Source organism: Ensifer sp. 22521 (assembly GCF_052044795.1).
GTDB lineage: Bacteria > Pseudomonadota > Alphaproteobacteria > Rhizobiales > Rhizobiaceae > Ensifer.
In genome coordinates, this window is sequence record NZ_JBQENM010000011.1 from 68,146 (window position 1) to 94,284 (window position 26,139).

At 62.3% G+C, this 26,139-nt stretch carries 27 protein-coding genes and 2 pseudogenes; 17 read left to right on the forward strand and 12 right to left on the reverse strand.

The features are described 5' to 3' along the window. Window positions 1-50 precede the first annotated feature (50 nt). Complete coding sequence (locus ACTJKE_RS18450) at window positions 51-635, forward strand: cysteine hydrolase family protein (protein ID WP_058330145.1); 585 nt, start codon at window positions 51-53, stop codon at window positions 633-635. Window positions 636-682: 47 nt separating this feature from the next. On the opposite strand, the gene ACTJKE_RS18455 is transcribed toward ACTJKE_RS18450, so the two are convergent. Beyond that, a complete protein-coding gene (locus tag ACTJKE_RS18455) occupies window positions 683-1,885 on the reverse strand; it encodes an MFS transporter (RefSeq protein ID WP_058330076.1) in 1,203 nt (400 codons plus the stop codon). A gap of 142 nt (window positions 1,886-2,027) precedes the next feature. On the opposite strand from ACTJKE_RS18455, the gene ACTJKE_RS18460 reads away from it, so the two are divergent. After that, window positions 2,028-2,591, forward strand: a complete 564-nt coding sequence (locus ACTJKE_RS18460; protein ID WP_058330075.1) for a TetR/AcrR family transcriptional regulator — start codon at window positions 2,028-2,030, stop codon at window positions 2,589-2,591. A 126-nt stretch (window positions 2,592-2,717) separates the two neighbouring features. After that, window positions 2,718-3,149: a CHRD domain-containing protein gene (locus ACTJKE_RS18465; protein WP_058330074.1), complete on the forward strand. Its 432-nt coding sequence runs from the start codon at window positions 2,718-2,720 to the stop codon at window positions 3,147-3,149. A 14-nt stretch (window positions 3,150-3,163) separates the two neighbouring features. Here the strand turns inward: ACTJKE_RS18465 and ACTJKE_RS18470 are convergent, their stop codons facing one another. The 7 genes from ACTJKE_RS18470 to ACTJKE_RS18500 all read right to left on the reverse strand — a co-directional run bounded on the left by ACTJKE_RS18470 (window position 3,164) and on the right by ACTJKE_RS18500 (window position 9,720). Further along, entirely contained in the window at window positions 3,164-3,979 is an 816-nt protein-coding gene (locus ACTJKE_RS18470; RefSeq protein ID WP_058330073.1) for a carbohydrate ABC transporter permease, read from the reverse strand. Further along, complete coding sequence (locus ACTJKE_RS18475; RefSeq protein WP_113512146.1) at window positions 3,976-4,917, reverse strand: carbohydrate ABC transporter permease; 942 nt, start codon at window positions 4,915-4,917, stop codon at window positions 3,976-3,978. The genes ACTJKE_RS18470 and ACTJKE_RS18475 overlap by 4 nt, the downstream gene beginning before the upstream one ends. Continuing rightward, a complete protein-coding gene (locus tag ACTJKE_RS18480) occupies window positions 4,914-5,945 on the reverse strand; it encodes an aldo/keto reductase (protein WP_197423551.1) in 1,032 nt (343 codons plus the stop codon). Before ACTJKE_RS18480 ends, ACTJKE_RS18475 begins: the two co-directional genes overlap by 4 nt. A gap of 68 nt (window positions 5,946-6,013) precedes the next feature. After that, entirely contained in the window at window positions 6,014-7,354 is a 1,341-nt protein-coding gene (locus tag ACTJKE_RS18485; RefSeq protein WP_058330070.1) for an ABC transporter substrate-binding protein, read from the reverse strand. A gap of 354 nt (window positions 7,355-7,708) precedes the next feature. Beyond that, window positions 7,709-8,086: a hypothetical protein gene (locus ACTJKE_RS18490; protein WP_057255252.1), complete on the reverse strand. Its 378-nt coding sequence runs from the start codon at window positions 8,084-8,086 to the stop codon at window positions 7,709-7,711. 10 nt (window positions 8,087-8,096) lie between these two features. Then, complete coding sequence (gene yghU, locus ACTJKE_RS18495; RefSeq protein WP_058330069.1) at window positions 8,097-9,011, reverse strand: glutathione-dependent disulfide-bond oxidoreductase; 915 nt, start codon at window positions 9,009-9,011, stop codon at window positions 8,097-8,099. Between the two features lie 235 nt (window positions 9,012-9,246). Then, window positions 9,247-9,720: a VOC family protein gene (locus ACTJKE_RS18500; protein WP_058322334.1), complete on the reverse strand. Its 474-nt coding sequence runs from the start codon at window positions 9,718-9,720 to the stop codon at window positions 9,247-9,249. A gap of 293 nt (window positions 9,721-10,013) precedes the next feature. Here ACTJKE_RS18500 and ACTJKE_RS18505 point away from each other — a divergent pair, with 293 nt between their 5' ends. Next, window positions 10,014-10,751, forward strand: coding sequence for a glutathione S-transferase family protein (locus ACTJKE_RS18505; protein WP_058330068.1), 738 nt, complete (start codon window positions 10,014-10,016; stop codon window positions 10,749-10,751). A gap of 51 nt (window positions 10,752-10,802) precedes the next feature. Here the strand turns inward: ACTJKE_RS18505 and ACTJKE_RS18510 are convergent, their stop codons facing one another. Beyond that, window positions 10,803-11,774, reverse strand: a complete 972-nt coding sequence (locus ACTJKE_RS18510; RefSeq protein WP_058330067.1) for an alpha/beta fold hydrolase — start codon at window positions 11,772-11,774, stop codon at window positions 10,803-10,805. Between the two features lie 197 nt (window positions 11,775-11,971). Between ACTJKE_RS18510 and ACTJKE_RS18515 the strand changes: the two genes are divergently transcribed. The 7 genes from ACTJKE_RS18515 to ACTJKE_RS18545 all read left to right on the forward strand — a co-directional run bounded on the left by ACTJKE_RS18515 (window position 11,972) and on the right by ACTJKE_RS18545 (window position 17,511). After that, window positions 11,972-12,430 (forward strand): Rrf2 family transcriptional regulator, encoded by a 459-nt coding sequence (locus ACTJKE_RS18515; protein WP_058330066.1) that lies wholly within the window; start codon window positions 11,972-11,974, stop codon window positions 12,428-12,430. Beyond that, window positions 12,423-12,845: a GNAT family N-acetyltransferase gene (locus ACTJKE_RS18520; RefSeq protein WP_058330065.1), complete on the forward strand. Its 423-nt coding sequence runs from the start codon at window positions 12,423-12,425 to the stop codon at window positions 12,843-12,845. Before ACTJKE_RS18515 ends, ACTJKE_RS18520 begins: the two co-directional genes overlap by 8 nt. 106 nt (window positions 12,846-12,951) lie before the next feature. Next, window positions 12,952-13,836 (forward strand): helix-turn-helix domain-containing protein, encoded by an 885-nt coding sequence (locus ACTJKE_RS18525; RefSeq protein WP_058330064.1) that lies wholly within the window; start codon window positions 12,952-12,954, stop codon window positions 13,834-13,836. A 185-nt stretch (window positions 13,837-14,021) separates the two neighbouring features. Then, window positions 14,022-16,223, forward strand: a complete 2,202-nt coding sequence (locus tag ACTJKE_RS18530) for a TonB-dependent siderophore receptor (protein ID WP_440692125.1) — start codon at window positions 14,022-14,024, stop codon at window positions 16,221-16,223. A gap of 294 nt (window positions 16,224-16,517) precedes the next feature. Further along, a complete protein-coding gene (locus ACTJKE_RS18535) occupies window positions 16,518-16,841 on the forward strand; it encodes an ArsR/SmtB family transcription factor (RefSeq protein WP_058322340.1) in 324 nt (107 codons plus the stop codon). Beyond that, window positions 16,838-17,248, forward strand: coding sequence for an SRPBCC family protein (locus ACTJKE_RS18540; protein WP_058330062.1), 411 nt, complete (start codon window positions 16,838-16,840; stop codon window positions 17,246-17,248). Before ACTJKE_RS18535 ends, ACTJKE_RS18540 begins: the two co-directional genes overlap by 4 nt. A 47-nt stretch (window positions 17,249-17,295) precedes the next feature. After that, window positions 17,296-17,511 (forward strand): hypothetical protein, encoded by a 216-nt coding sequence (locus ACTJKE_RS18545; RefSeq protein ID WP_058330061.1) that lies wholly within the window; start codon window positions 17,296-17,298, stop codon window positions 17,509-17,511. 18 nt (window positions 17,512-17,529) lie between these two features. Here ACTJKE_RS18545 and ACTJKE_RS18550 read toward each other — a convergent pair. Further along, window positions 17,530-17,862, reverse strand: a pseudogene (locus ACTJKE_RS18550) (helix-turn-helix domain-containing protein); the annotation flags it as partial. Between ACTJKE_RS18550 and ACTJKE_RS18555 the strand changes: the two are divergent. Next, window positions 17,842-18,154 (forward strand): annotated as a pseudogene (locus ACTJKE_RS18555) (phosphohydrolase); the annotation flags it as partial. The pseudogenes ACTJKE_RS18550 and ACTJKE_RS18555 overlap by 21 nt on opposite strands. 55 nt (window positions 18,155-18,209) lie before the next feature. Here the strand turns inward: ACTJKE_RS18555 and ACTJKE_RS18560 are convergent. Next, window positions 18,210-19,097: a LysR family transcriptional regulator gene (locus ACTJKE_RS18560; RefSeq protein ID WP_058330059.1), complete on the reverse strand. Its 888-nt coding sequence runs from the start codon at window positions 19,095-19,097 to the stop codon at window positions 18,210-18,212. Window positions 19,098-19,219: 122 nt separating this feature from the next. On the opposite strand from ACTJKE_RS18560, the gene ACTJKE_RS18565 reads away from it, so the two are divergent. The 4 genes from ACTJKE_RS18565 to ACTJKE_RS18580 all read left to right on the forward strand — a co-directional run bounded on the left by ACTJKE_RS18565 (window position 19,220) and on the right by ACTJKE_RS18580 (window position 22,859). Next, window positions 19,220-19,915 (forward strand): type 1 glutamine amidotransferase domain-containing protein, encoded by a 696-nt coding sequence (locus ACTJKE_RS18565; RefSeq protein ID WP_058330058.1) that lies wholly within the window; start codon window positions 19,220-19,222, stop codon window positions 19,913-19,915. 47 nt (window positions 19,916-19,962) lie between these two features. Next, complete coding sequence (locus ACTJKE_RS18570) at window positions 19,963-20,805, forward strand: type 1 glutamine amidotransferase domain-containing protein (protein WP_058330057.1); 843 nt, start codon at window positions 19,963-19,965, stop codon at window positions 20,803-20,805. 111 nt (window positions 20,806-20,916) lie between these two features. Continuing rightward, complete coding sequence (locus ACTJKE_RS18575; protein WP_058330056.1) at window positions 20,917-21,723, forward strand: phosphate/phosphite/phosphonate ABC transporter substrate-binding protein; 807 nt, start codon at window positions 20,917-20,919, stop codon at window positions 21,721-21,723. Between the two features lie 209 nt (window positions 21,724-21,932). Then, on the forward strand, window positions 21,933-22,859 hold the full coding sequence (locus ACTJKE_RS18580; protein ID WP_058330055.1) for a fatty acid desaturase: 927 nt from the start codon (window positions 21,933-21,935) through the stop codon (window positions 22,857-22,859). Window positions 22,860-22,903: 44 nt separating this feature from the next. Here ACTJKE_RS18580 and ACTJKE_RS18585 read toward each other — a convergent pair whose 3' ends face one another. Further along, complete coding sequence (locus ACTJKE_RS18585) at window positions 22,904-23,833, reverse strand: LysR family transcriptional regulator (protein WP_058330054.1); 930 nt, start codon at window positions 23,831-23,833, stop codon at window positions 22,904-22,906. A gap of 176 nt (window positions 23,834-24,009) precedes the next feature. On the opposite strand from ACTJKE_RS18585, the gene ACTJKE_RS18590 reads away from it, so the two are divergent. Then, complete coding sequence (locus tag ACTJKE_RS18590; protein ID WP_058330053.1) at window positions 24,010-26,124, forward strand: TonB-dependent siderophore receptor; 2,115 nt, start codon at window positions 24,010-24,012, stop codon at window positions 26,122-26,124. Window positions 26,125-26,139 lie beyond the last annotated feature (15 nt).

Genomic DNA, 26,139 nt, shown 5'->3' on the forward strand with positions numbered 1-26,139 from the left:
GTTGGACCCAAATGCGTTGGGTGGCCCAATGTGCCGAGTGGATCGTGATCATGAACGCGGAACGCTGGATTCATATTTGCGTCGACATGCAGCGAATGTTCAACGAGGAGACGCCGTGGCAGGTGGATTGGATGGCGACGATCTCCGACCAGGTGGTGGAGGTCGCTAGCCGCTTTCCGGATCGCACCATCTTCACTCGGTTCGTCCCGCCACATTCGCCGGCGGAAATGCCGGGCATGTGGCGGCCCTACTACGAAAAATGGCCGATGATGACCGCGACGCGGCTCGATCCGGGCTTGATCAATCTCCTTCCTCCCTTGCAGCGTCTGGTGCCGCCCGCCCGTGTTCTCGACAAGCGCACCTATTCGCCCTGGTTAAGCGGCAAGCTGGAAAGCCTGCTCGCTCATCAGGATATCGGAACGATCGTGGTGACCGGCGGCGAAACGGATATCTGCGTCCTGGCGACCGCGCTCGGAGCGATCGATCTTGGCTACCGGGTGATCCTGTTGAAGGATGCGGTCTGCAGCTCGGTCGATCAGACGCACAATGCCGCGCTCGACCTTCTCGGCAATCGCTTCTCGGTTCAGCTGGAGATCGCAACGACCGATGAGTGGCTTGCGCAGGCGCGGGCTTAGGCGCGGCCCTTTCGGGAACCTTTGCGCGCCACCTTGTACGCCGCCCTTCAAGCCATGCTTGGTTCCCTGTCTTGCGATGCCCGGCTGGCCATCAGACCCATGAGACCGACGCCGATGATCGCTGCCGCATAGATGTCGGTCGTGAGCTGGTAGCCCACCGCCTTCGCCAGGAAGCCGGCCAGAATTGCCGGCAGGCTGAACGCCAGATAGCTCTGGATGTAGATGGTAGACAGCAGCCCGGCGCGCTCGCCGGCTTTTGCCAGCGGCATGACCGAGCCGAGCGTGGCGAGGAAGCTCGTGCCGAAACCCATGCCGGTGAGAAGCGTGCCGACGATCAGGACGGGCACATAGGCGAGATGCGTTCCGGCGACCACGGTCAGCATGCCGAAGGTCGTGCTCAAGACGCCGAAGGTCAGGTTTGCCTGAGGGTTGCGGGCACGACGAAGGAAGACGCCGAACGCGCCGGCGGCCATCAGCGCCGCGACCACGGCGCCTCCGGTGAGCGGGTTCTTGTTTCCCGTGGTGGCGGCGACAAGCGAGGGGACGAGCGAGAGGTAAAAACCGCCAAGCGCCCAGTTCGCGATATTTACGGGGGTGACGAGCGCCAGCGGCCGCTTGGCGCGCTGCGGAATGGCGATCCGCGGCATGAGCGAGGACAGCGCTCCGGGACGACGCGCGCCGGTTTCAGGGGTCAGCCAGATCGCCGCCGCCTGGACTATGAAGCCGACGAACAGCAGCACATAGATGAGATGCAGCGGAAGGGGGCCGTACTGGATCAGCGCGCTGGTGCCGAGCGCCCCGACCGCCAGGCCGATCAAAGGTGCGAGCGAGTTGACCAGCTGTCCCCTGACGTGATCGACATCGACCAGCGCCGCGCCGATCGAAGCGCCGGCAACGCCGGTCGCAAGACCCTGCACGATGCGTGCGGCGATCAGCCAGCCGGTTCCGTCGGCAAGGACGAACAGGGCCATCGCTGCCATCTCGACGAGCAGCGCTGCGAAAATCACCGGCTTGCGCCCGAGATGATCCGAGATCGAACCGGCGATCAGCAATGCCACGAGAAGTGCGAAGGCATAGACCGCGAAAATAACGGTCATCTCCACCGGGCTGGCGGCGAAGTTCTCCTGGTAGAAGCGGTAGAGCGGGGTTGGGGCCGAGGAGGCGCCGAAGAATGTCGCGAGCGTGACGGCGTAGAAGGCAATGGGACTTGCCGGGCGAGCGCTCTCTCTGGATTCGGAGGATGAAGACATCTATATAACCCTTAAAGCTAAATCGTTGCGTTTGGCAGATTTAGGTATGCTTCGCGCTAAAAGCAAATAATTTGCTTTTATGTTGTTGTGAGAATTTCTGAAGCATCGGCCGCACGGCCGAAGAAAGACGGGGTTGGAGCGAATGGCGACAAAGGAAAGCCCGCGGCCGGGCGGACGAAGCGCCCGGGTTCAGGCATCGGTTCACAAGGCCGTGCAGACCTTGCTGGCGACGCTCGAGCGTGCCGAGGTCACAGTTCCGCTGATCGCGGCGGAAGCGGGTGTCACGCCTTCGACCATCTATCGCCGCTGGGGCGACCTGCAGGAACTGCTCGCAGACGTCGCGGTCGAGCGGCTGCGTCCCGACATGGTGCCGGTAGACACCGGAAGTTTTGGCCGTGACTTGATGGCCTGGGCCGAACAATATGCCGAGGAAATGTCCTCGGGGCCGGGTCGCGAAATGATCCGTGACGTGCTTGCGGCGCAGGATGGCAGCGGCGCCTACCAGTGCTGCAACTTCACCAGACAGCAAATCGAAGTGATCGCCGAACGCGCCGAGGAGCGTGGTGAGGTCTTTCCGGATGTTGAGACCGTCATGGACGGCGTCGTCGCGCCGATCATGTATCGGATCCTCTTTGGTGGTGCGCCGGACGCGGCGCACGTCGAGCGTCTGGTGACGGCATCGCTGGCATCAAAGCCGGCGCCTTGAGGCGTAGTTGCTTCCAAGAAGCATAACACCCGCATCCCGCGTAGGTCTTGTGAGGATCCCGCAACCGGAACCTAAACCCGTTCCCGGGGTTGGAACACCTGCTCAACAAGTCTTGGAGGATGCGAGATGAGACCGTTCCACAAAAGTTCCCTTCTGGCTGGCCTTACGACTATTGTGATCTTGGCCGCCGGCGGCGTTTCGGCCGAAACCCTGAAGTTCAAGGCGGACATGACGGGATCGGGTGAGGTGCCGCCGAACGAAAGCGCGGGCAAGGGCACAGGCGAGATCACCCTCGATACGACGACGAAGAAGGTGACCTGGACGGTGACCGCCGATGGCCTGTCGGGGGATGCGACCGCCGCCCATTTCCACGGTCCGGCAGCCGCGGGCGAAAATGCCGATCCGGTCGTCGACATCTCGACCTCGATGAAATCTGGCTCTGCCGAGCTTACCGATCAGCAGCTCGCAGATTTGCAAGGCGGAAAGTGGTACCTCAACATCCACACGGCGAAATTCCCCGACGGCGAGATTCGCGGCCAGGTGGAGAAGGCACAGTAGACGCTGGCGGTCTTCTACTTCACTGCGCCATGGGCCAGTCCGCTGACCAGATAGCGCTGCATGAACAGCGCGATCAGGTAGACCGGGGCGATGCCCGCGAGCGAGGCTGCGGCCATCTGGCCGAAATTCACCAGCCTGTCGCCCTGGAAAAGAGAAATGCCGACCGGCAGCGTTCGCGTGGCATCGGAGAAGGTGAAGGCCGAGGCGAAGAGGAACTCGTTGTAGGCGAGCACCGTGACGATGATGAAGGTCGCCACGATGCCGGGCGCAATGATTGGCACCACGATCTGTAGCAGAATGCGTAGCGGCCCCGCTCCGTCGATGGCGGCCGCCTGCTCGATCTCGAGCGGCATCCGGCGCAGGAACGGTGTCAGCAGCCAGAAGGCGACGGGCACGTTGGCAAGCCCGTAGATCAGAACCAGGCCAGCGCGTGTGTCGAGCAGGCCGCTCGTCTTCAAGAGGAAGAACAGCGGGATCAGTGCGACGATCGGCGGCGCCATGTAGCTTGAGAGCGTCACGTCCGAAAGCCATTTGCCGCCGATCTTCAACCGCAGGACCGCGTAGGCCGACGGCAGCGTGAGCGCTATGGTGAGCAACCCCGCAAGCAGCGACACGGTCACGGAATTCACGATGAAACCGATGACATTGGCTGCCTCGAAGGCCGCCGGCCAGTTGGCAAGGGTCGGCGCCGTCGGCCAGAAGGAGCCGTTCAGCACGTCGTCCTTCGTCTTCAGGGAAACGGCGATCAGATAGAGGATGGGCAAAGCGAAGAAGCCGACGATCGGCGCCGTTGCCAGACCCAGCCAGAGATGCTGTGCGGCCAACCTCATATCTCGCGCCTTTCGAAATGCTGATGCAGGCGCACGACCGGCAAAGTCGCCAGACCGATGACCAGCGCATAGACGATCGTCTCGGCCGCCGCCCGACCGACATCGAACTGCTCGATCGCCCGCCTGTAGATTGAAAATCCGGCCGATGTCGTCGCAAAACCCGGCCCGCCGAAAGTGAGGATGTAGACGAGGTCGAACAGCTTGAACGAGAGGATCAGCTTCAGGAGATAGATCGACGAAAGCGGTGCGGCGACGAGCGGCAGCGTGATGTGCCAGAAGCGCTGCCAGCCATTCGCGCCATCGACGAGCGCAGCCTCGCGCACACCCTCCGGGATGGTCGAAAGCGCTGCGAAGCAGAGGATGACGATGAAGGGCGTCCATTGCCAGAGATCGGCGACGGCGATCGCCAGCCAGGCCAATAGGGGGTGGCCGAGGAAAGAGATCGGCTGGGAGATCACGCCGTAGTTGATCAATGCGCCGTTCAAGAGCCCGCCCGCCGGCGCGAAGATCAGCTTCCAGGCGATGCCGACCATGACGGGCGGCGTCATCAACGGCAGCAGCACAAGGCTCATCAGGAAGCGACCGCCTTTCAGCAGAGACGTAAAAAGCAGCGCGATCAGGAAACCCAGTGCGAGCTGCAGCAGCGACGTCGAGAGCGCGTAGGCGACACTTCTGCCCATTGCCGAAAGGAAGATCGGATCCTGAAGCGCCGTTGCGAAGTGCTTGACGCCGACGAAGCCGCGAAACGGTTTTCCAAGCGTGCTCCTGCTGAAGGCAAGCCCCAGCAGGAAGACTGTCGGGTAGAGCGTGGTGACGGCCAGTGCGAACACGACGGGAGCGATCCACAACGCGCGGCCGAGACGCGCTGCAAGGACGCCTCGTCGCGCGAAATGGCGATCGGTGTCCGGCCCAAGAGCGTCGAGGGTGAAGGCGGTCATGCGGCCTCTGCCAGAGCCGGCCGCGTCGGCCCACTGCCAGCCCGCGTGGCGACCAGCATGTCCTCGATGTCATCGAGGTCACCGGGCGTGAGCGCGACGGTTGCCGCTTCGATCCAGCCGTCGATATGCGTTGGCTGACGTGCCCCAATGATCGCCCCGGTCACACCGGGCCAAGAGAGCGCCCAGGCGGCGGCGATCGCGGCAATGGTCGTCTCGTGCCGCGCGGCGATGGGCCTCAGTCCCTCGGCGAAGGCGAGATTGCGGTGCAGCGCCTCGCCGGAAAATTCCTCGTCGCGCGACCGCCAGTCGTTCGTCGGAAGCGCCCGGGCGCGGGCCGGCGTGAAAGCGCCAGTAAGCAGGCCCGACTGCAGCGGACTATAGGCGATGACGCCGCTGCCATGCGCACGCACCCAGGGCAGGTCGTTCTCGGCGAACGTGCGTTTGATCGCGGAAAAAGGTGGCTGCACCACGTCGACGGGAGCGACCGTGGCAGCGCGCTCCAGCAGCTCCCGGTCATGGTTCGAAAGCCCGATGGCCCGGACCTTGCCCTCTTTCTTGAGGTCGGCAAAGGTTGCCCAATAGTCTTCGACCGGTGTGCCGTCGTTGGTCGGCCAATGCATCTGGTAAAGGTCGATCACCTCGACGCCGAGCCGCTTCAGCGAAGCCTCCACCTCGCGGCGCAGCGATTTGGCATTGCCGATGCGGGCCGGAAGGGCGTTGCGATTGTCCGGATCCCAGACCAGCCCGGCCTTGGTGAAGATCAGCGGGCGCTCGGATTTCGGGATTGTCGAGAGCGCCTCATGAACGATCTCCTCGGAATGACCGAGACCGTAGACCGGTGCCGTGTCGATCCAGTTGATGCCGCGCTCGACCGCATGACGAATAGCTGCAATGGACTGGCTGTCGTCCTGGCTTCCCCAGCCCCATCCCCAATCGGGGCCGCCGATCGCCCAGGCGCCGAAGCCGACGGGGGTGATGTCGAAGCCGGTGCGGCCGAGCCTGCGCTTCGGCAAGGATTTTTCGCTCATGATCTTTCGCCTTGTTAAGAAAAATGGCGGGGCGGCGCTGGGAGGAAGCGAGCACGCCCCGCAAGCAATCAGCCGTTGGTCTCGATGATTTCGGTCCAGGCCTGGTGGGCATCGGCGATCGCCTGTTCTGCGCTCTTGGTGCCGGCGAGCGCCAGCGCCAGCTCGTCGGTCAGCGCGTTTTCGAGTTTCGGCGCATAGACGGCCGTCGGCCAGGCGAGGCTGTTTTCCAAGGCGCCGTCGTCCAGCAGCGGCTGTACGAGCGGCTGGAACGCCCTAAACTTCTCCGACTTCAGGCCGGACTGGCGGCCCGGGTCGATGCCAGAGCCGGTCAGCGTCAGCAGCTGCTCGTGATAGTCCTTGCTGGTGGCGAGCTTGATCAGGTCCCAGGCGACATCCTTGTTCTTGGATCCGCTGGTGATCGCAAAGCCGAAGCCGGCGTTGAAGGCAAGCCGCGGCGTCTTGTTGCTGCCGCCGGTCGGAATGCGGGCCACGCCCCATTTGTCGACGATCTTTGAGCCCTTGGGATCCTGGGCATAGCCGCCAAGATCGGTCCAGAAATCGATCTGCGCCGCCTTGCCGTTGAGAAAGGCAGGCAGCCCCTCTTCGAAGCGCGTTTCGAGCGGGGTCGGCAACGCGTGAGGCGCTGAAGCAAGCAGCGACTTCAAGGCCTCGACGGCCTCGGTGCTGTCAAGCGCGGAGGTGCCGTCCGGCTTCAGGAAGTTGCCGCCGAAGCCGGTCAGGCGGTTGGCATAGGTCGAGAGGATGATGACCGGGATCTTGGCGCCCAGGACGGCCGCGCCATAGATGCCGTTCTTCGATTCGGCCTCGGTGATCACCTTGGCGTTCTCGTTGTATTCGTCCCAGGTGGAGGGCGCCTTCAGGCCGTAACGGTCGAAGAGTTCGCGGTTGTAGAACAACAGGTGGCTGTCGCCGTCATAGGGCAGGCCATAGCGGCGGCCGTCGTGCAGCGTGTACTGGTCGTAGATGGTCTGGATGAAATCTTCCGGCTGGATCTCGACCTTGTCGCGCTCGATAAGATCGGTGACGTCCTCGATCACGCCGTCCTCGGCAAGCTGACCCTTGTAGGTGTAGAAATAGTCGATGACATCGAACTGGTTGGCACCCGATTGCACGTCGAGCGTCGCCTTGACGCTGACCTGGTCGTAAGGCACCGCCGTGACATTGACCTTGGCGCCGGTCAGCTTCTCGAAGTCCTCGGCGATCTTCTTGCCGGTGACGACATGCGGCTGGATGATCAAAAGGTTGATCGTGCGCCCGGCGTACTTGTTGCCGGAAGCAAGGGCCGTCGACGAGGCAAGTGGGGCGATGAAGGGCAGGGTGCCGGCGGCGGCAAGCGATTTCAGCACGCTGCGGCGGCGATAGGCCTGGCCGAAAATGGAACTGGACATGGGATCCTCCGTCGAGATCTGAGTTCTGGCGCTCGGCGATGGCGCACGCCAATCCGTTGGCCGGTGGCCTGTGCCGTGCGACCTTGCTTCAGCATCATGGGGGAGAAGAGGTCTTTGATATACATATAATACATATATTTTGTGGATTATATGCGAACGATTTTCCTGCGGCGAGCCGCCGGTCGGGGTAGGAATTTCTCAGGCGACCCGATCGTCGCATCAATGTCGTTGGAGAGCCGGAAGGCGCGCCGACCGGTTGGGCGATACGGGAACGGCGCGCGCCAAACCCGTGGAGACGGCAGAGGAAGCCGATTGGGCCTAGGCGATCAGACGCTCAAGGCCCAATCGTAGCGGTCATACCTCGAAGACGTCCTCGAACGATTCCGGGAAGCTCTGGCGGGCAACCTTCTCGTTGATGATGAGCAACGCTTCATAGGACACGGGATCGAAATCCTTGTCGACCGGCAGCACCTCGCGTCCGAACAGGAGGTTCAGCCGGGCGGCATCGAGATTGCCGCGCTCGAAAGGTTCCGCACCGAAATGATGCCAGAGGGCGTGGAGGAAGGCCGCATCGATGCGGTGCGCCCCAGATCCCGGCCGGGCATGGCGAGGCAGCGCCTTGATCGGCGTTGCCCCCTTGGGATTGGCCCGACGGATGACGAACTGGATGCCCGTGCCCGGCATGGCGTAGGGAAAACCCCGATGTTTCGTCATATCAGCCAGCTTGGCCATTCTGTTCTCCTTACGCGGTCTGCTTCTCGACGATCTTGTCCTCAGTCTTCGTGTCGAAGTCGGAGGCGTCGTGACGCTCATGCAATTGCTCGGCCGGATCGCCGCTCAGCCGGTTGACCATGCGGCCGCGTTTGACCGCCGGGCGAGCGGCAATTTCGGCCGTCCAGCGCTGGACGTGCTCGTAGCTCTGAACCTCGAGGAAGGTGCCAGCGTCGCCATAGACCTGGCCAAGTGCCAGGTTGCCATACCAGGGCCAGGTCGCCATGTCGGCGATGGTGTATTCGGAGCCGGCGAGGAACCGGTGGTCGGCAAGATGACGGTCGAGCACGTCGAGCTGGCGCTTCACTTCCATGGCGTAGCGATCGATGGCGTATTTGATCTGCATCGGCGCATAGGCATAGAAATGACCGAAGCCGCCGCCCAGGAACGGTGCCGAGCCCATCTGCCAGAACAGCCAGTTCAAGGTCTCGGTGCGGGCGCGAAGCTCGCTCGGCAGGAAGGCGCCGAATTTTTCGGCGAGATAGGTGAGGATGGAGGCCGACTCGAAGACGTGGACCGGCTCGCCGCCACCCTTCGGCTGATGGTCCGTCAGCGCTGGGATCTTGGAGTTGGGGTTGACGTCGACGAAGCCGGAACCGAACTGGTCGCCATCGCCGATCCGGATCGGCCAGGCGTCATATTCGGCGCCCGAATGGCCCGCCGCCAGAAGCTCTTCGAGCATGATCGTGACTTTCACGCCATTCGGAGTCGCGAGCGAATAGAGCTGCAGCGGGTGCTTTCCGACCGGCAGGTCCTTGTCGTGCGTCGGTCCGGCGATCGGGCGGTTGATGCTGGCAAACGCGCCGCCGTTGCCTTTGTCCCAGGTCCAGACCTTGGGAACTTGGTAGCCGGCAGGGAAATTGTCAGCAGGGGATTTTTCGGTCATGAAATCTGTCCTTGTCGTCTAAAGGCATATCCAACGGGCAAGCAACATCACAAAACATGCGATGTCGGCCAGCTGCTTCGCGCAGTTCTATACCGTCCTTTCGGTGCCTGCCAGAAAAACGGTTTCTCTTCCTGCCCGCGCGCTAGCAAGCAAGTCTCGGAGACGTGCGACTTTTTCGCATGTCCGCTTTGGCCAGCGGGAACACCAGCGGCAGATCGGCCGCCACGACGGAGCGTCAACCGCGCCGTGCCGCCTCGATCGCGGCCACGTCGATTTTCCGCATGTCCATCATGGCCTCGAAAGCGCGCTTTGCCTCGCCGCCGCCGGCCGCCAGCGCTTCCATCAGGACCCGGGGCGTGATCTGCCAGGAGATCCCCCATTTGTCCTTGCACCAGCCGCACGCGCTTTCCTCGCCGCCATTGTTGACGATGGCGTTCCAGTAGCGGTCGGTCTCTTCCTGATCGTCGGTGGCGATCTGGAACGAGAAGGCCTCGTTGTGCTTGAACATCGGCCCCCCGTTGAGGCCGAGACAGGCGACGCCCGCAACGGTGAACTCGACCGTCAACACATCGCCCTCCTTGCCGGACGGGTAGTCGCCGGGCGCCCGGTGCACTGCGGTCAGACGGCTGTCCGGGAAGACCTCGGCGTAGAACCGCGCAGCGGCTTCGGCGTCCTTGTCATACCAGAGGCAGATTGTGTTCTTTGCCATAGCCTTGTTCCTTTCGCGTTGAAGGCTTGCGGCCCTCTCCATGGGGTCTCATACGAAATAGGTAGCAGCCCGGTTTTCTCCAGCCCGAAAGTGCTAGTGCGCTTTAATGAGCGCAGATGATGACGACGTCACCGCTTGCGGCTTCTACGCGTCGGTTCGATCGCGTACGATCTGATTTCCGTTCGTCGCAAGATCTATCGTCTACATATGTGAACGATAAGTCTATTTTCGGCAGTCTACAGAGGTAGCGTCCACGCGGATATATCCATGGCATCAACCATGGAGAAACCGATATGCACACTATCGCTGAACCGATCTTCACCGCGGGCTTTCCGCTCGGCAGTTCCGCCGGACTGGTCACCGCGTTTGAATGGCTCGGCCAACCCTACCGCCTCACCCGCGTCGACATGCTCGGTGAAATGCGTACTGAGGCCTATCAGCGGCTGAACGGCCGGGTCGAAACGCCCGTGTTGGTCACCGACGAAGGGCGCGTCCTCACGGAGACGATGGCGATCGCGCTTTGGCTCGAGGGGCGGGACCATGAGCGCCGCATCAGCTTTACGCCCGGAACCTACGAAGCCGACCGCATGCATCAGTTCATCGCTTTCCTCAACACCGGTTTCACCGGTGCCTTCTTCCCCATGTGGGTGGCGCTGGAGGCGGAAGAGGCTTCGGAGGACTATCGCCAAACGCTCCGCGTCTTCGGCCGTGAGTTTGTCGCCAAGCGCCATGCGCAGCTCGAGGCGATGATGGGCGACGGCGACTATCTGTTGGGTGGCCGGCCGACGCTGGCCGATGCCGTGTTCGTCGGCGTGGCGCGCTGGGTGGATTTTCACGAGGCGATCGAGCCTGAGGACTATGAGCGGAACTACCCGCGCATCCATGCGCTGCGCAAACGCATCGAGGCTGATCCCGCATTCCGCTTTGCATTGGCGATCGAAGACGGCGAACCTGCCGCCGGCAACGGTTCGATGAAAGGTCTCGTTCCGCTTGAGGACGTATTGCGTTTGACGGGCGCGCTTGCGGACTGAGCCGCGAAGATGGTGCGCGCCGATGGTCGCGGCGCGCGACCTGCCACGCTGTCAGAGGCGCCGCGCGAAATCGATGATCGCGTCGCTCACGAGGTCCGGACGCTCCTGCGGGAGCCAATGTCCGCTGCCGGGCACGACGATCTTGCCCTTGAGTTGGGGGACGAGGCCGGGCATTGCATCGATGATATCGAGCATCCCCGGTATGCTGAGCCCGGTGTCCCGCTCGCCGATCATGAACAGGGCCGGTACATCGACCATGACGCCGGCGAGCGCCGCTTGCAGTTGCCAGTTGCGATCCAGGTTGCGGTAGTAGTTCAGGCCACCGCGAAAACCGGAGCGAGCGAAAGCCGCCGCATAGGCGTCGAGGTCGGCAGCGGTCAGCCAGTCCGGCATTTGCTGCGGATCGGGAAGGGCTGCGAGCAGCCCGTCGCGCCGCGAGACCATTCCGAACGGATTTGGCGTCTGGTCTCCGGCTTGCCGCGGGCCGGCCTCTCCCGAAGCGGCGAAGAGGATTTTCCGCAGCGCCTGTCGAATGTCCCGCTCCAGTTCTGCCTCGGCGATGCCGGGTTCCTGGAAGTAGAGTATGTAGAGTTGTGCCTCATCGGTCTGCGGGAAGATGCGGGTTGGCGGCACGGGTGGCTGGGCCATCATCGGAACGCTGATCGCGACCACGCCGCGGAAGCGGTCGGGCCGCATCTGCGCCGCCTGCCACGCGACCGTCGCGCCCCAGTCGTTGCCGACGATGAGGGCGGTCTCTGCGCCGAGGGCGTCCAAGAGCGCGACCATATCCCCGACAAGGTGAAACAGGGTGTATTCGTCGATCGCCGAGGGGCATTCCGTATGCCCATATCCGCGCATGTCCGGCGCCACCGCACGAAATCCGGCCTTGGCCAGCGCCGCGATTTGATGACGCCAGGCGTGGGCCGTTTCCGGAAAGCCGTGGCAGAAGAGGACAAGTGGCCCTTCTCCCTGTTCGACGACATTCATCCGGATCGTTCTCGTCTCGATGGTGCGAGCAGGCATTTTCGGTCCTTCCGCTCTTGATGTCGTACCGCAGATGGCGCTCGGCGCGGCGCTACACGGCCATGCGGCCGCCAACAGACCGGCCAACATCGTTCGTCTTCGCATCCCTGGGCCCTTGATTCCGTAATTATCTAAGTTACAGAATTGGGTGAGGTCAAGTATGCGTAACAATAATAGTTACGCTTTGGGGGTGGCATATGAAGCGAGACAGCCGGCTGGCGCGCATGATCCACGTGCTCATCCATATGGGGCTTTTGGGCGGGCGCGAGACCTCGGAAACCATCGCGAAGATGCTGAACACCAATCCCGTGGTCGTGCGCCGCACGATGGCAGCTTTGAAGCGCAAGGGGGTGGTGGATTCCGAGGGAGGGCGAGGTGGCGGATGGGTGCTGCTGCGGTCTCTGGACGACTTGACGGTCCTGGACATCCAGAAAGCGCTCGACGAAGGCGAGGTTTTGTCCGCCGGCCTTTCGGAAGATCATCCAACCTGTCCGGTGGAGGGGGCGGCGAACGCCGCCCTGGTGCAGGCCTTCGACAAGGCGGAGAGCACTCTGCTGGACGAGTTCGCAAAGCTCAGGCTATCGATCATCGCGGAGCATGCCCTGTCGGCGGACAGGCAGCTGACATGGCACCAAGACGGAAGAAATGATGGCTGACAACAGCGCTGACCATCCGCGTTTCGTATGGCGCGGCGACTTCGCGAATGCCGAGTTGAATGGCCTGCATGCCGAGTGTTTCGAGCACGCGCTTGCCGGTGACGATTGGTGGAAACAGGTGAACACCTTCAGCCTCGGCTGGGTTTGCTTGCGTCTCTCGGGCAAGCTTGCCGGTTTCGTCAATGTCGCCTGGGATGGCGGTGTGCACGCTTTTCTGCTCGACACCATGGTCCCCGCACCCTGGCGGCGAAAGGGTTACGCCCGCCGGCTCGTCGACGAGGCGGTGGCAAATGCAAGGCTGTCGGGTTGCGAGTGGCTGCATGTCGACTTTGATGCGCATCTTCGCGACTTTTACCTTCAAGCCTGCGGGTTCGTTCCCACGGATGCCGGCCTGATCCGTCTTCGCCAGGATTAGCGAATGCGAGTCCGATCGGGGCTTCCGTTGCGAATTAAAGATGAGTAAATAAGGAAGGAATTAGATCGAGGCGCGGCCTCTGATTTCCCCGAGCATTGGGCAATTGATGACGTTCCAGCCACGGATGCAGAACAAGATCTCCGGCTTCAAGGTCCTCGGCGGTTTGCGCCGCCGGGAATGGAACGGGATCATCGCCGACGTCTGGGATGTCGAATGCGAGGCGCGGGCGGGCGGTCACTACGTGTCCGATGATCCGCGCATGTTCATCGTGCTCGATGCGCAGGGTGGGAGCCGCTGCAACGTCAAGCTTTCGCCCGGCGGCCCCGGGACCGTGCAGAACTATCGCGAACAAGGGCTTTCCTACATCCCGGCGGGCATGGAGATCTGGGCCGATGTCGTTGACGTGCAATACATCCGCCATCTCGATCTGCACTTCAATCTCGATGTCCTCAGCCGACGGCTGATGGAGGATCTTAACGCCAGCCGTTGCGACGCACCCAGGCTGATGTTTCATGATGAGCGTTTCCTGCAGCTCGCGCGGCTCATCGCTGCGGAGTGCCTCAATCCGCAGCCCCTGCATGATCTCTACGGGGACGGCCTTACGGTCGCGCTGTTCATCGACCTGATGAAGCTCAACCGCGCCGATCCGCGCAAGCGCAGTCCGCTTGCTGCCTGGCAGATGCGCCGCGTGGCCGACTACATCGAGGAGAACTTCGGTCGCAACATTCGGCTCGAGGAATTGGCAGCGCTTGCCGGGTTGTCGCAGTCGCATTTCAGCCATGCCTTCAAGGCCTCCACCGGCATGGCGCCGCATCAGTGGCAGACGAATGCGCGCGTCGAACGGGCCAAGCAACTCCTGCTCGGGAACGACGCGTCGCTGACGGCGATTGCCGTCGAGACCGGGTTTTCCGACCAGGCGCATTTCACCCGGGTCTTCCGCAAGGTCGTCGGCACAACGCCGGCGCAATGGCGGCGGAGCCGGTTGGCCTGAGCAAATCCCCGCAGGTGTGGGCGGTTGTTCGCTGTAAATAGCCCAGGATCGTTCAATTGTCCCGGATCGCTCCAAGCGCCGGCATAATAGTTGATATAAACACTCATCTTATAGGGATTACTTTCTAACGCTGCATTTCGCCCCGGGGATTGGCGCGATGGACGGCTCGGGGCGATGAAGAGATGATGGTGAGTGGCAGGGCGGCAGGTTTCGCCGAATGGCTGGCAGGTGGGGTAGCCGGCATTGCAATTCTGGCGGCGGGCGCCGCGATGGCGCAGGACGCGCCGGCGACCCGGCTGGAAAAGATCGAGGTCCAGGCTGGAGCGACCGCAGACGACGCAACCGGTCCGGTCGAGGGCTATGTCGCCAAGGCGACGACCACCGGCTCGAAGTCTGCGACCCCGATCAACGAAATTCCCCAATCCGTATCGGTCATCGGTCGCGACGAACTTGATGATCGCGGCGTCGTCAACAAGATCGACGAGGCGCTTCGTTATACGCCTGGCGTGATGGCCGAGCCCTTCGGCGTCGATCCGGATACCGACTGGTTCTACATCCGCGGGTTCGATGCCACGCAGACCGGCGTCTTCCTCGATGGCCTCAATCTTTTCTCCTACGGTTTCGGCGGTTTTCAGATCGATCCGTTCATGCTGGAGCGCGTCGAGGTGCTGAAAGGGCCGGCGTCGGTGCTCTATGGCGGCGCCAATCCCGGCGGCATCGTCAGCCTCATCAGCAAGCGGCCGAGTGATGAGACCTCCACCTATGTGGAGACCGGCATCAACAACAATGGCAATGCCTTCCTTGGCATCGATGTGAACCGCCCATTGGACGGTGCGATCAACTACCGCGTCACCGGCAAGGTCTCCGGCGGCAACAACTACACCGACCACTCGGAAGACCTGCGCGGCTTCATCCTGCCGCAGATCACCTACGAGCCCGACGATGCGACCAGCCTGACGGTCTACGGCCTGCTACAGGGCCTTGATCAGGTCCATACCGGTGGCGGCTTCCTGCCCTATGTCGGGACGGTCGTCGATGCGCCGTTCGGCAAGATCGATCGCAAGGCCTTCTTCGGCGAACCGGCTATCGATACCGGTACCTATGTGCAGCAAATGCTCGGCTACGAGTTCAAGCACGAGTTCGATAGCGGTTGGCAGTTCAGCCAGAACCTGCGCTACGGCCACCTCTACAAGCATGAGAACGGCCCCTACACCTACGGCTACTACGATCCGAGCCTGCCGTTCCCGGTTTCGCCGACGCCCGCCACGCCTGACAATCTGCTTTATCGCCTGGGCTTCGAGGCGACCTCCAAGGTCGATACGTTCAGCGTCGACAATCGTCTCGAGGGCGAATTCGAGACCGGCGCGCTCGATCATACGCTGCTGGTCGGGCTGGACTATAAGCTCTTCCGCCTGGACCACGTTCAGGCGTCGTCCGCGGGAACGCCGATCAGCGACACGGATCCGGTCTATGGCGCACCGCAACCGGCCAACGCCATTTATATCAACCAGGTGATTACCCAGCAGCAGCTTGGCGTCTACGCACAGGATCAGATTCGCTTCGGCGATGGTTGGCTCGTCACGCTCAATGGCCGATACGACTATGTCGACACCAAGACCGATAACGGCCCCACCTTCTGGGCTCCGACGCAGAATTCGAGCTTCGATTATAGCGAAGGCGCCGTCAGCGGCCGCGCCGGACTTGCCTATGAATTCGACAATAGGCTGACCCCCTATGTCAGCGTTGCCACCTTCTTCAATCCGATCGTGGCGGTGACGGCGACCGGCAACACCAAGCCGGAGGAGGGCGAGCAGTTCGAGGCCGGCGTCAAGTACGAGCCGTCCTTCTTTGATGGCGTGCTGACGGCATCCATCTACCAGCTGACCAAACGCAATGCTCTCGTCACCGATCCGCTGACGAGCATTTCCACCCAGACGGGCGAGGTGCGCTCCCGCGGCATCGAGTTCGAGGGCAAGGTCAATCTCAACGAAAGCTGGAAGGTGATTGCCGGCCTCGACTTCATGGACATAGAGGTGACCGAGGACGCGAACCGAGCGCTGGTCGGCAAGTCGCCCTATCTCGCTCCCGATGCGCAGGCCTCGTTGTGGGTCGACTACACTGTGCAGCAGGGCGCGCTCGAGGGCGTCAGCCTCGGTGCCGGCGTTCGCTACCGCGGCGAAAGCTGGGCGGACAAGGAGAACACGGCGAAGGTGCCTTCCTCGACGGTCTTCGATGCCGGGCTGCGCTATGAAAAGGATGGCTGGGGTGCCGCTCTCAACGTCACCAACCTTTTCGACAAGGAATATGTGAGCGGCTGCAGTGGCGTGCTCGTGTGCGGTTATGGCGACGCCCGGACCGTCACGCTCAAGCTCAGCAAGACTTGGTAGACTGAGCCCATGGGCGGGGCCGGAGTGTACCGGCCCTGCGCCACTTCGCTGACAGGTTGAGCGTCGTTTCTGCGCCACAACCACTGCCTGGCGAGCCGCCCGGCTGCTATGTCGCGGGCGGGCATTTCTACGCGATCGGCGAGGCGATCGACGTCTCCTCGAAGTAGCTGATCTCTCGCCTACGTGCTCCAATTCCGCGGACGGACCGACCTGGAAAACGGGTTTCCGCAAAGCATTTGACAAACGCATAGTCAATTGGCTATTTGTCATCCCATAGCCAATTGGGTATGAGACATGTCGCAGTTACAGGATGCGGTATTTCGGGCGCTTGCAGATCCCACACGTCGCGGGCTCTTCGAACACCTCTGCCGCCAAGGAGATACGACGGTCGTCGGATTGCTGGCCGATGCCGGGGTTTCGCAGCCGGTCGTGTCCAAACATCTGAAGATCCTGAAGGCGGCAGGGCTCGTGCACGATCGGCACGAAGGCCGTTACACCTATTACAGCGCCAAGCGCGAAGCTCTTGCCACCCTGGTCGATTGGACGACCGAGATGGCCAGCTTCTGGCAGGAGCGTTTCGATGATCTCGATGATTTACTAAAGAGAATGGACCAATGAACGAAACAACCGAAACAACACGCTCTGTCGTGGTCGAACGCGAATTTTCTCATGCGCCGGAAAAGATCTGGCGCGCGTTGACCCAGCCCCATCTGATTGCCGAATGGCTGATGCGGAACGATTTCGTGCCCGAAGTGGGCCGTCGCTTCACGCTTTCGGCCGACTGGGGACAGGTCGATTGCGAAGTCGAAACGATCGAGAAGGACCGCTCGCTCGCCTATCGCTGGGACACAAAAGATCTCACCAGCGTCGTCACCTGGACACTCGTTCCCACCAACGGCGGCACCAACTTGCGTATGGAACAGCGCGGCTTCAAGGCGGATCAGAAGTCTTACTACCAGGGCGCAACCGTCGGGTGGCGACGCTTCATCGACCAACTGGCCGAAGTTGTCGCAAAGCTCGACTGACCATCTCCCGGCTTCAGGACCGTTTCTCAATCAACGAGGTGCTGGAAATGACCTCTCTCATCCGAACAATCCATCGCTGGACGTCGGTGCTTTTCTCGCTGGCCGTTGCGGCGATCTTTGCCGGCATGGCTCTGACGACGCTTCCCGAATGGGTCTATCTCATGCCACTGCCGTCGCTTGCCGTGCTTGTGCCGACCGGCCTCTATCTCTTCGCGCTGCCCTATCTGAGCAAGCCGCGAGAGAGGATTCAGGCGGCCGAGTAGGGGCGGCAGCCTGCCAGTTTATCCGGCCGGAAGAGCCGGGCTGGCGAAGCGCTTTCGGTACTCTGCCGGCGTCACGCCGACATGGCGCATGAAGGCACGGCGCAGCGTATCGGCATCGGCAAAGCCGCATTGAGCCGCGACCTGCTTGGGGGCTTCGTGTCCCTGCTCGAGAAGGCGGCGGGCAGCGTTGACCCGCGCCTCCTCGACCCAGGTTGCCGGCGTGATGCCGACCTCGCTGCGGAAGAGCCGGGAGAAATGGCGCGGGCTGAGATCCATCCGGCTGGCGAGGCTTGCAACGCTGTGATCGTGCGCGGGATTGGCCGCGATCCAGCGCTGCACACCACGCCGGGCTGCCCGAGCACATGCATCCGGTCGTGGCGCTCGTGACCGCCGGTGTCGAGATGGACGTGCTCGGTCTCACCTACAAGCAATATTCCGACGCCGAGCGCGAAGCGGTCGTCAATGCCTTCCGCGCACGCCTGATTTCAAGGAGGATATCATCCAGGCCTTCTACGATGGCATCAAGCACAAGCCCGAAACGACCTTCGGCAACGTCAAGGCCGATGTCATCGCCGACAAGGATCCGCACTTCCACCGCGGCAATTTCTGCAGCGTGATCCGCTGCTCGCACTGGCACGGCTGAGGCGTCCTGTGCGCGGAGCGGCCGCATGTCCTGCGGCAGCCCCGCGCCTATCAGCTTACTCCAAAAGACAGTCAATCAACGCTCGCGTTGCGGCTGAGAGATGGCGATGCGGCGGGTAGATGAGGGAGAAGGGACGCGACCGGCCGCCCAATTCAGGAAGAAGCTCGACCAGGCTTCCCCGCGCCAGACGATCGCGCACGACGAAGTCATAGGTCTGACATATGCCAAGGCCCGCCTCTGCCAGGGATACGGTGCCGAGCACATCATCCTCGATATGGACAGGACCGTGCGGCACCCAGTCGATGTCATTCCCATCGACCCGGAACAGCCACGGCCCGGGACGGCCGGTTCTCGGCATGATGAAGGGCAGGCACGTATGTGCCGTAAGATCGTCGATCGAGCGTGGCAGCCCGCGCCGCGCCACATAGGCGGGAGATGCCACCAACCTTAGCGGTGCGTCCTCGAGTTTTCGCCCGATCATGCCGCTATCGGGAAGTTGGCCGAGTCGTATGACCAGGTCGTAGCCTTCCGCGACCAGATCGACGTTGCGGTTGGCCACTGACAGTTCGACGATGACCGACGGGTGCTTCAGCGCGAAGCGTGTCAGCTTTTCCGGCAGGCGGAAATGACCGTAGGTGGTGGAAACGCTGAGGCGGACCCGACCGGCCAGAATGCCTGTGCCTTGAACGGCCCGCTCCGCCTGATCGATCGTCTCGAAGGCTGCGCGGACCTGTTCCAGATAGGTGCGTCCCGCTTCCGTAAGGCTGATGCGCCGCGTCGTTCTCCGCAGCAACTGCGTTCCGAGTTTCGTTTCGAGCCGGGTAATTGCCCGGCTCAGCACCGAAGGCGTCGTACCGAGCGCCACGGCGCCGGCCGTCATCGAACCCCTGTCCATGACCGTGATGAAAGCCTCGACGTCGGCGAGGTGATCGAAGCGGCGAATCTTTGCCTTTCAAGACCAAATCATTTCCTTCTAAGCGAATTTATCGCCGAAATCGGAGATAATAAATAGACGCCATCAGCAACGCCCGCGACGTCGGGCCCATTCCAAAAAGGGAAGTGATCATGACGGAGACAGCCCCGATAGCCGGAAAACCCGTGCTTTTCGTTCTCACCAGCCACGGCACCAAGGGCGACGGTGGCCAGCCGACCGGCTTCTATCTCGGTGAGGTCACGCACCCGCTGGCCGTGCTCGAAGCGGCTGGGATCTCCGTCGAATTCGCGTCGATCAAAGGGGGTGAACCGCCGATCGACGGTCTCGATCTCGAAGACACGATCAACCAGCGCTATTGGAACGACGAGGCGTTTCGCGCCGCGATCCGCACGACCGCCAAGCTCGATGAGGTCGACCCCTCGCGCTACGCTGCGATCTTTTTCGCCGGCGGCCACGGCGCCATGTGGGACCTGCCGCAAAGCGGCGCGGTCGACCGGGTGACCCGTTCGATCTTCGAGGCCGGCGGTGCTGTCGCGGCGGTGTGCCATGGCCCGGCGGCGCTCGTAAACGTCAAGCTTTCCGGCGGCAGCTACCTGGTGTCCGGTCGTAATGTCAGCGCCTTCACCGATTCAGAAGAACGCGCCGTCGGTCTCGACAAGACCGTGCCCTTCCTGCTCGCCAGCACGCTCGTAGAGCGCGGCGCGCGGCATCACCCGGCGCCGGACTGGACGTCGAAGGTGGTCGTCGATGGCCGATTGATCACCGGCCAGAATCCGCAGTCCGCCACAGGCGTCGGCGAGGCCCTTCGTGACGTTCTTGTCGCCTGAAAACCCAGTTGCAGGAGGTCGTGAGACTTCCATTTGGAGATATAAAAATGAAAATGCTGATGACCCTGACGGCGACGATGGCAATCGTCCTCGGCGCCACGCACGCGCATGCCGGCAATATCCTGGTCGTGCTTTCGGATGAAAACAGCCTGGACCTCAAGGATGGCAAGGTTTTCGAGACCGGCTTCTACCTCAACGAATTGATGCAGCCGGTAAAGGCGTTCATGGACGCCGGTCATGAGGTGACCTTTGCGACGCCGAAGGGCATGGCCCCCAGCGTCGACCGCACGTCTATCGACAGGATGTATTTCGGCGGCGATGAAACGGCGATGCGGGAAAGCGAAGCGCTGCTCGGCAAGCTCAAGATCACCTCGCCGGCGGAGACACCGGTTGTCAGTCTGTCGCGGGTGGAACAGATCGGCTACGACCATTTCGATGCCGTCTATGTTCCGGGCGGGCATGCGCCGATGCAGGATTTGCTTGTCGACGCGGACCTCGGCGAGTTGCTTCGGCATTTTCACGCGAGCGGCAAGACGACCGCCCTGATGTGCCACGGGCCGATCGCGCTTCTGTCGACACTGTCCGAGTCGGTTGCGTTTACCGGCGAACTGGCAGCGGGCCGTCAGGCTGCCGCCGATGCCGGCTGGATCTATGCCGGCTATCGGATGACGGTCTTCAGCAATGGCGAGGAAGAAATGGCCAAGCCGCTGCTGAAGGGCGGCGAGATGAAGTTCTATCCGCAGGATGCGCTAACCTTGGCTGGCGGCGCAATCGCCAACGGTGATACGCCCTTCCAGCCGAACATGATCGTCGACCGCGAACTGATCACCGGCCAGAACCCGGCGAGCGCCACGGAGGTCGCGGCAGAGATCCTGAAGCGCGTCCAATAGACTCCTGTCTTCAGGGCGGCCATCGGGGCTCGCTTAGATTTCGTTTGCGAATTAAGTCTATGCAATGCATAGGTTTTCGATCGCCTTCACGAGGTTGCTCCGAGGTCGCTCATGCCCATCGCAAGTCTTGCCATGTATGTCAGTCCGGCGCCGCTGAAGGATGCGACGCGGCAGTTCTGGGAGGCGCTGGCGGACCGCCTTCGCGCCGTCGGGGTCGATGCGCCTGCGGCTCTACAAGAGGATACGCGTTATGACGAGGCGTGGCTTCGTCCAGACCTCCTGTTCGGCCAGACCTGCGGCTATCCCTATGTCCAGCGCCTGCGCGGTCAGGTGCAACTGGTGGCGACGCCGGTCTACGGACTGCCGGGCTGCGATGGTCCGCTCAAATGCAGCTTCATCATCGTCAACGCCAAGTCCCCAGCGCGCTCGATCGAAGATCTGCGGGGGGCACGCGCGGCGATCAACGATCCCGGCAGCAATTCCGGCTACAACCTGTTTCGCGCCTCTGTGGCGCCCCATGCGATCGACGGCCGGTTCTTCTCGTCGGTGCTTCAGACCGGCGGCCATGTGGCGAGCATCGACGCGGTTTCCAGCGGGGTCGCCGACATCGCGGCGATCGACTGCGTGACCTTCGGCAACACCTTGCGCTTCGACCCCGATCGCGTCGCTGGCGTGCGCATTCTGGCGGAGACAAAAAAGGGTCCGGGTCTGCCTTTCATCACCGCGGCATCTACGCCGGCAAAAGACCTCGTGCTGCTGCGCCGCGTGCTTGCGGAGACCATTGCAGATCCGGCGCTTGCCGAGATCTGCGATACGCTATCGCTGCGCGGTATCAGCCTGCTCGGCGACAGTGATTACGAGGCCCTGGCGGCGCTTGATCGCGATGCTGCCGGTCAAGGATACCCGACGATCGCCTGACGGTTCATCGGCACATGGCGACCTGTTGCGAACACAACGGCCGAAATAGAATATAAATTACATAGAATAAATATTTTACGGCTGCGGCGTTTGGCGCAAGCAGTATTCCCGTTTGCGTGGCTTCGCCGCAAAGCCATGCGGCGCGTTCCCATTGGCCGGCTTTTTATATTGGCGATTGAAATCTATCGCCTTTTCCGGCCGGAGACCGCATGTCGACTGATACGCTGCCCCCACAATCGAACCTAACTGCCATCGCCCGCGTCGAATGGCAGACCGTTGCTCTGGCCGTGGTCATCTATGGTGGCTTTCTCGCTCTGACCTGGTTCTGGCAGTCGCTTCCGATTGTCCTCGTGATCGGTCTTGGCGGCTGGCTCATTGCCTGGCACGGGTCGCTGCAGCATGAGGTCATCCACGGGCACCCGACGCGCAATCAGCGCATCAACGACGCGATCGGGTGGCCGCCGCTCTCCCTCTGGTTACCCTATGCGATCTATCTGGAAGGCCACCTCGTCCACCATCGCGACGAACACCTGACGGATCCGATCGAGGATCCGGAGTCCTCCTATTTCACCCGGGCCGCCTGGGAAGGCATGGGAAAGGTGGGGCGGAAGCTTGCGGATTGGAACACGACCTTGCTCGGCCGGCTGACGCTCGGGCCGCTGGTCATGATCCTGAGCTTCCTCGCACAGGAACTGGTGTTGATCGTGCGGGGTGACAGGGAGCGGGCAAGGATCTGGCTCTCGCACGGGGCAGGCGTCGCCGTCGTGCTCGCCTGGGTCGTCGCGGTCTGCGGCATGCCGCTCTGGCTCTATCTCTTCGGCTTCGTCTATGTCGGTGCCGCACTGACCAGGCTTCGCTCCTATGCGGAACATCGTTATGCCGGCCATCACGAGGAACGGACGGCGATCGTCGAAGACACGCCGCTCTTCGGTCTCCTGTTTCTCTACAACAACCTGCATGTGCTGCATCACCAGCGGCCGGGTATTCCCTGGTACCAGATCCCGGCGCTCTATCGCCGGCACAGACGTGCGCTGCTGGCGATCAACGGCGGCCTCGTCTATCGCGGCTATCGCGACGTGGCCCGTCGCTTCCTTCTGAAGCCGCATGATGATCCGCGCCATCCGCAGCATCTATGACGTTACGGACGCGCGCCGCCATTCGCGAAAGTCTGCGCGAAGCCCTAGGCGCCTCGCCCGTGGCGTGCCCGGTGGTGGGCTACGAAGGCGCGCACGGCCGCCGAGCCTTCGACCTTGCGGTAGGCGACGGCGAGGTCCGACGTGACGCGGTTTCGCGCCAGTGAAACATAGCGGACGCCGGGAAGCTGCAGGCATTGCAGCGACTGCGGCACGAGCGCGATGCCGAGCCCCACGGCGACCATGCTCATGATGGTGGTGAAGTCACGGCCCGTCGCGCTGACCTTTGGCGTGAGCCCAGCGTCCTTGCAGGCGTCGAGCGTATTGGAGTGGAAGCCGACATCGGCGGGTTGGCGCGGCGTTATGAAGGTCTGGTCCGAGAGCGCTGCGAGATCGATCGCATGCTGGGCGGCGAGCGGATGCGCCTCCGGCAGCGCCACCACCAGCGGCTCGCGCAACACGGTGGTCGTCGTCAGGCCGGCCGGGATCGGCGCTGGCGGGCGAATGTAGCCGAAGTCGAGTTCGCCTTCCGAGATCATCGTGAGTTGCTGGCGCATTTCGATCTCGACAAGCTGAAGCTCGATGTCGGGAAATTCTTGTCGGAAGGCAGTCAGCGATTCCGTCAGCACGCCCGAATAGGCGGCCGAGGCGACATAGCCGATCGATATTCTGCCCGTCTGGCCCCGGCCGACGCGTTGCAGTTCCGACAGCGCGAGGTCGGCCTGGGCGACGATCTTTCGGGCTTCGTCAAACAGCAATTGCCCGGACAGTGTCAGCTGCACGGAACGTTTCGCGCGGTTCAGCAGCGGGATGCCGACCAGGCTTTCCAGATTGAGGATCTGCTGGCTGAGGCCGGGCTGGGCAATGCCGAGCCGGGCGGCGGCCCGCTCGAAATTCTTTTCCTCCACGAGAGCGATGAAATAGCGCAGGTGGCGAAGTTCAAAGGTCGCGGCGCGTGGCGATTTTGGAGCCGACATGGGGCCTCGCAATGCAATAACTGAAAACGATGCTGAGCACCGATATTATAACTGAAAGTTCTGAAAAATCCCGTGCCGAGTTATTGGAATGCCGGAAAATTTGGCTATAGAAAGATGACAAAATTACTCCAGATTGAGTGCGCAAATGCCACGCGCGCAGAGGCTTTCGTCATCCCATGTCCCGCATTCATTGGCTGCTGTTAACGTACGTCGCTTTCGTGGGGTCCGCCGGACAGAACGCAGTGGCGCAGCAGCAGACCGAGACCAAGCTTGAGGCGATCGTCGCGAAAGGCGACAGGGAGGCCGGCGGTCCCGTCGAGGGCTATGTGGCGAAGTCGAGCCGTACCGCTTCGAAGACCGGCACGCCCCTGCTCGAGACGCAGCAGTCGGTATCCGTCATCACGCACGACCAGATTGAGGCGCAGGGTGCCCAGACCGTGGGGCAGGCGCTGAATTACACGCCCGGCGTTTTCGCACAGCCCTTCGGCGCCGACCCCCGCTTCGACGCGCCGATCATCCGCGGCTTCGACGGTCGCCAGGTCCAGTTCCTGAACGGGCTCAGGATGATGCGCACCGCCGGCGCACCGGCCGTTGAAATCTACGGGCTTGAAAACATCGACGTCCTTCGCGGACCCGCTTCGGTCATGTATGGCCAGGGCAATCCGGGCGGCATCATCAACATGATCAGCAAACGGCCGGTCTTCGAGAATTTCGGCGAAGGCGGCGTGCAGGGCGGAAGCTACGAGACCTTTGGTGGCTTCTTCGATTTCGGCGGTACGCTTCGCGAGGAGTCGGATTTTGCATACCGGCTGACCGGTCTTGGCAAGAACGCCGCTGCCCAGGTCGACGAACTGGACAACGATCGCTACTTCATTGCGCCGGCGCTGACCTGGCAGCCGGACGAGGACACCAAGCTGACGATCCTTGCGAGCGTCCAGCACGACAATCCCGGAACGCCCTCGGGCCTGCCGCCGCAATATACGCTGAACGCCACCGACTTTCGCCTGCCGCGCGACTTTTATGTCGGCGACGAATCCTTCGACCGCTCCAGCCGCACGCTGACAAACCTCGGATACGAACTCGAGCATCGCCTGAGCGAGAACTGGATCTTCCGGCAGAACTTCCGCTACACCGACTTCGACTGGGACTACCAGTCGCTTGGCATGTCGACGCTTGGTCTTGCCGCTGACGGCCGGACACTCCGCCGAAACGCGACCTTCCAGGACGAGGCGCTCAACACCGTCAATATCGACAACAATCTGCAGGGCGAATTCTCGACCGGCGAGGTCGACCATACGCTGCTTGTGGGCCTCGACTATCGCTACTTCGACAACAATGTGCGCACCCGCTTCTTCCAGGCAACGCCGCTCGACGTGCGCTCGCCAAGCTATGGCGGACCGATCCGGCTGATCGCGCCGACGCTCGATACGACCGTCGATAGCGAGCTTTTGCAGCTTGGCGTCTACGTGCAGGACGAACTGGCGCTCGGAGGCTGGCGCGCAACGTTGGGCCTCAGGCAGGATTGGACCAGCAGCTCGGGAACGTCGCTCAATGGGCTCTCGCGCGTTTCCCGTCCGCTCGACCAGGACGATCATGAGCTGACCGGCAGGGCCGGCCTCAGCTATATCTTCGACAATGGCATTGCGCCCTATGTCAGCTACTCGACGTCCTTCGAGCCGGTGATCGGCGCTGCTCCGGACGGCAGGCCTTTCGAGCCGACTTCGGGCGAGCAGGTCGAGCTCGGCGTGAAATACGAACCCACGGATTGGAACGGCTTCTTCACGGCGGCCGTCTACGACCTCAAGCAGAAGAATGTGCTGCGCACCATCGCCGGCATTTCGTCGCAGATCGGCGAGGTCAATGTCCGCGGCCTGGAACTCGAAGGTGTCGCGAGCATAACACAAGGGCTCGATTTGCGGGCGGCCTACACCTACACGGATGCCCGGATCGCAGCGGGCGCCGACGACGGCAATCGCGTCGAAAACGTGCCGGAGCATATGGCGAGCCTCTGGGCGAACTACACCTTCCAGGAAGACACGGCACTCGAAGGTGTCGGCATTGGGGCGGGCGTGCGTTATGTCGGCCAGCGCTACGGCAACAGCGCCAACACCTTCGAACTGGATTCGGTCGTGCTCGCCGATTTCGCGCTCTCCTATAAGAAGAATGGTTACAAGGCGTCGCTCAACGTTCAAAATCTCTTCGACAAGGACTATGTCGCAAGCTGCAGCTCGTTCGGCTGCTACTACGGCGACGGCCGCACGTTCATGGGGAAGCTGACCTATAGCTGGTAGCGAATTGAGAGAGCG

Excerpts from the sequence above, each read along its gene's own strand:
- ACTJKE_RS18450 (WP_058330145.1), top strand. The coding sequence starts at position 51 with ATGAACGCGGAACGCTGGATTCATATTTGCGTCGACATGCAGCGAATG.
- ACTJKE_RS18455 (WP_058330076.1), bottom strand. The coding sequence starts at position 1,885 with ATGTCTTCATCCTCCGAATCCAGAGAGAGCGCTCGCCCGGCAAGTCCC.
- ACTJKE_RS18460 (WP_058330075.1), top strand. The coding sequence starts at position 2,028 with ATGGCGACAAAGGAAAGCCCGCGGCCGGGCGGACGAAGCGCCCGGGTT.
- ACTJKE_RS18465 (WP_058330074.1), top strand. The coding sequence starts at position 2,718 with ATGAGACCGTTCCACAAAAGTTCCCTTCTGGCTGGCCTTACGACTATT.
- ACTJKE_RS18470 (WP_058330073.1), bottom strand. The coding sequence starts at position 3,979 with ATGAGGTTGGCCGCACAGCATCTCTGGCTGGGTCTGGCAACGGCGCCG.
- ACTJKE_RS18475 (WP_113512146.1), bottom strand. The coding sequence starts at position 4,917 with ATGACCGCCTTCACCCTCGACGCTCTTGGGCCGGACACCGATCGCCAT.
- ACTJKE_RS18480 (WP_197423551.1), bottom strand. The coding sequence starts at position 5,945 with ATGAGCGAAAAATCCTTGCCGAAGCGCAGGCTCGGCCGCACCGGCTTC.
- ACTJKE_RS18485 (WP_058330070.1), bottom strand. The coding sequence starts at position 7,354 with ATGTCCAGTTCCATTTTCGGCCAGGCCTATCGCCGCCGCAGCGTGCTG.
- ACTJKE_RS18490 (WP_057255252.1), bottom strand. The coding sequence starts at position 8,086 with ATGGCCAAGCTGGCTGATATGACGAAACATCGGGGTTTTCCCTACGCC.
- yghU (WP_058330069.1), bottom strand. The coding sequence starts at position 9,011 with ATGACCGAAAAATCCCCTGCTGACAATTTCCCTGCCGGCTACCAAGTT.
- ACTJKE_RS18500 (WP_058322334.1), bottom strand. The coding sequence starts at position 9,720 with ATGGCAAAGAACACAATCTGCCTCTGGTATGACAAGGACGCCGAAGCC.
- ACTJKE_RS18505 (WP_058330068.1), top strand. The coding sequence starts at position 10,014 with ATGCACACTATCGCTGAACCGATCTTCACCGCGGGCTTTCCGCTCGGC.
- ACTJKE_RS18510 (WP_058330067.1), bottom strand. The coding sequence starts at position 11,774 with ATGCCTGCTCGCACCATCGAGACGAGAACGATCCGGATGAATGTCGTC.
- ACTJKE_RS18515 (WP_058330066.1), top strand. The coding sequence starts at position 11,972 with ATGAAGCGAGACAGCCGGCTGGCGCGCATGATCCACGTGCTCATCCAT.
- ACTJKE_RS18520 (WP_058330065.1), top strand. The coding sequence starts at position 12,423 with ATGGCTGACAACAGCGCTGACCATCCGCGTTTCGTATGGCGCGGCGAC.
- ACTJKE_RS18525 (WP_058330064.1), top strand. The coding sequence starts at position 12,952 with ATGACGTTCCAGCCACGGATGCAGAACAAGATCTCCGGCTTCAAGGTC.
- ACTJKE_RS18530 (WP_440692125.1), top strand. The coding sequence starts at position 14,022 with ATGGTGAGTGGCAGGGCGGCAGGTTTCGCCGAATGGCTGGCAGGTGGG.
- ACTJKE_RS18535 (WP_058322340.1), top strand. The coding sequence starts at position 16,518 with ATGTCGCAGTTACAGGATGCGGTATTTCGGGCGCTTGCAGATCCCACA.
- ACTJKE_RS18540 (WP_058330062.1), top strand. The coding sequence starts at position 16,838 with ATGAACGAAACAACCGAAACAACACGCTCTGTCGTGGTCGAACGCGAA.
- ACTJKE_RS18545 (WP_058330061.1), top strand. The coding sequence starts at position 17,296 with ATGACCTCTCTCATCCGAACAATCCATCGCTGGACGTCGGTGCTTTTC.
- ACTJKE_RS18565 (WP_058330058.1), top strand. The coding sequence starts at position 19,220 with ATGACGGAGACAGCCCCGATAGCCGGAAAACCCGTGCTTTTCGTTCTC.
- ACTJKE_RS18570 (WP_058330057.1), top strand. The coding sequence starts at position 19,963 with ATGAAAATGCTGATGACCCTGACGGCGACGATGGCAATCGTCCTCGGC.
- ACTJKE_RS18575 (WP_058330056.1), top strand. The coding sequence starts at position 20,917 with ATGCCCATCGCAAGTCTTGCCATGTATGTCAGTCCGGCGCCGCTGAAG.
- ACTJKE_RS18580 (WP_058330055.1), top strand. The coding sequence starts at position 21,933 with ATGTCGACTGATACGCTGCCCCCACAATCGAACCTAACTGCCATCGCC.
- ACTJKE_RS18585 (WP_058330054.1), bottom strand. The coding sequence starts at position 23,833 with ATGTCGGCTCCAAAATCGCCACGCGCCGCGACCTTTGAACTTCGCCAC.
- ACTJKE_RS18590 (WP_058330053.1), top strand. The coding sequence starts at position 24,010 with ATGTCCCGCATTCATTGGCTGCTGTTAACGTACGTCGCTTTCGTGGGG.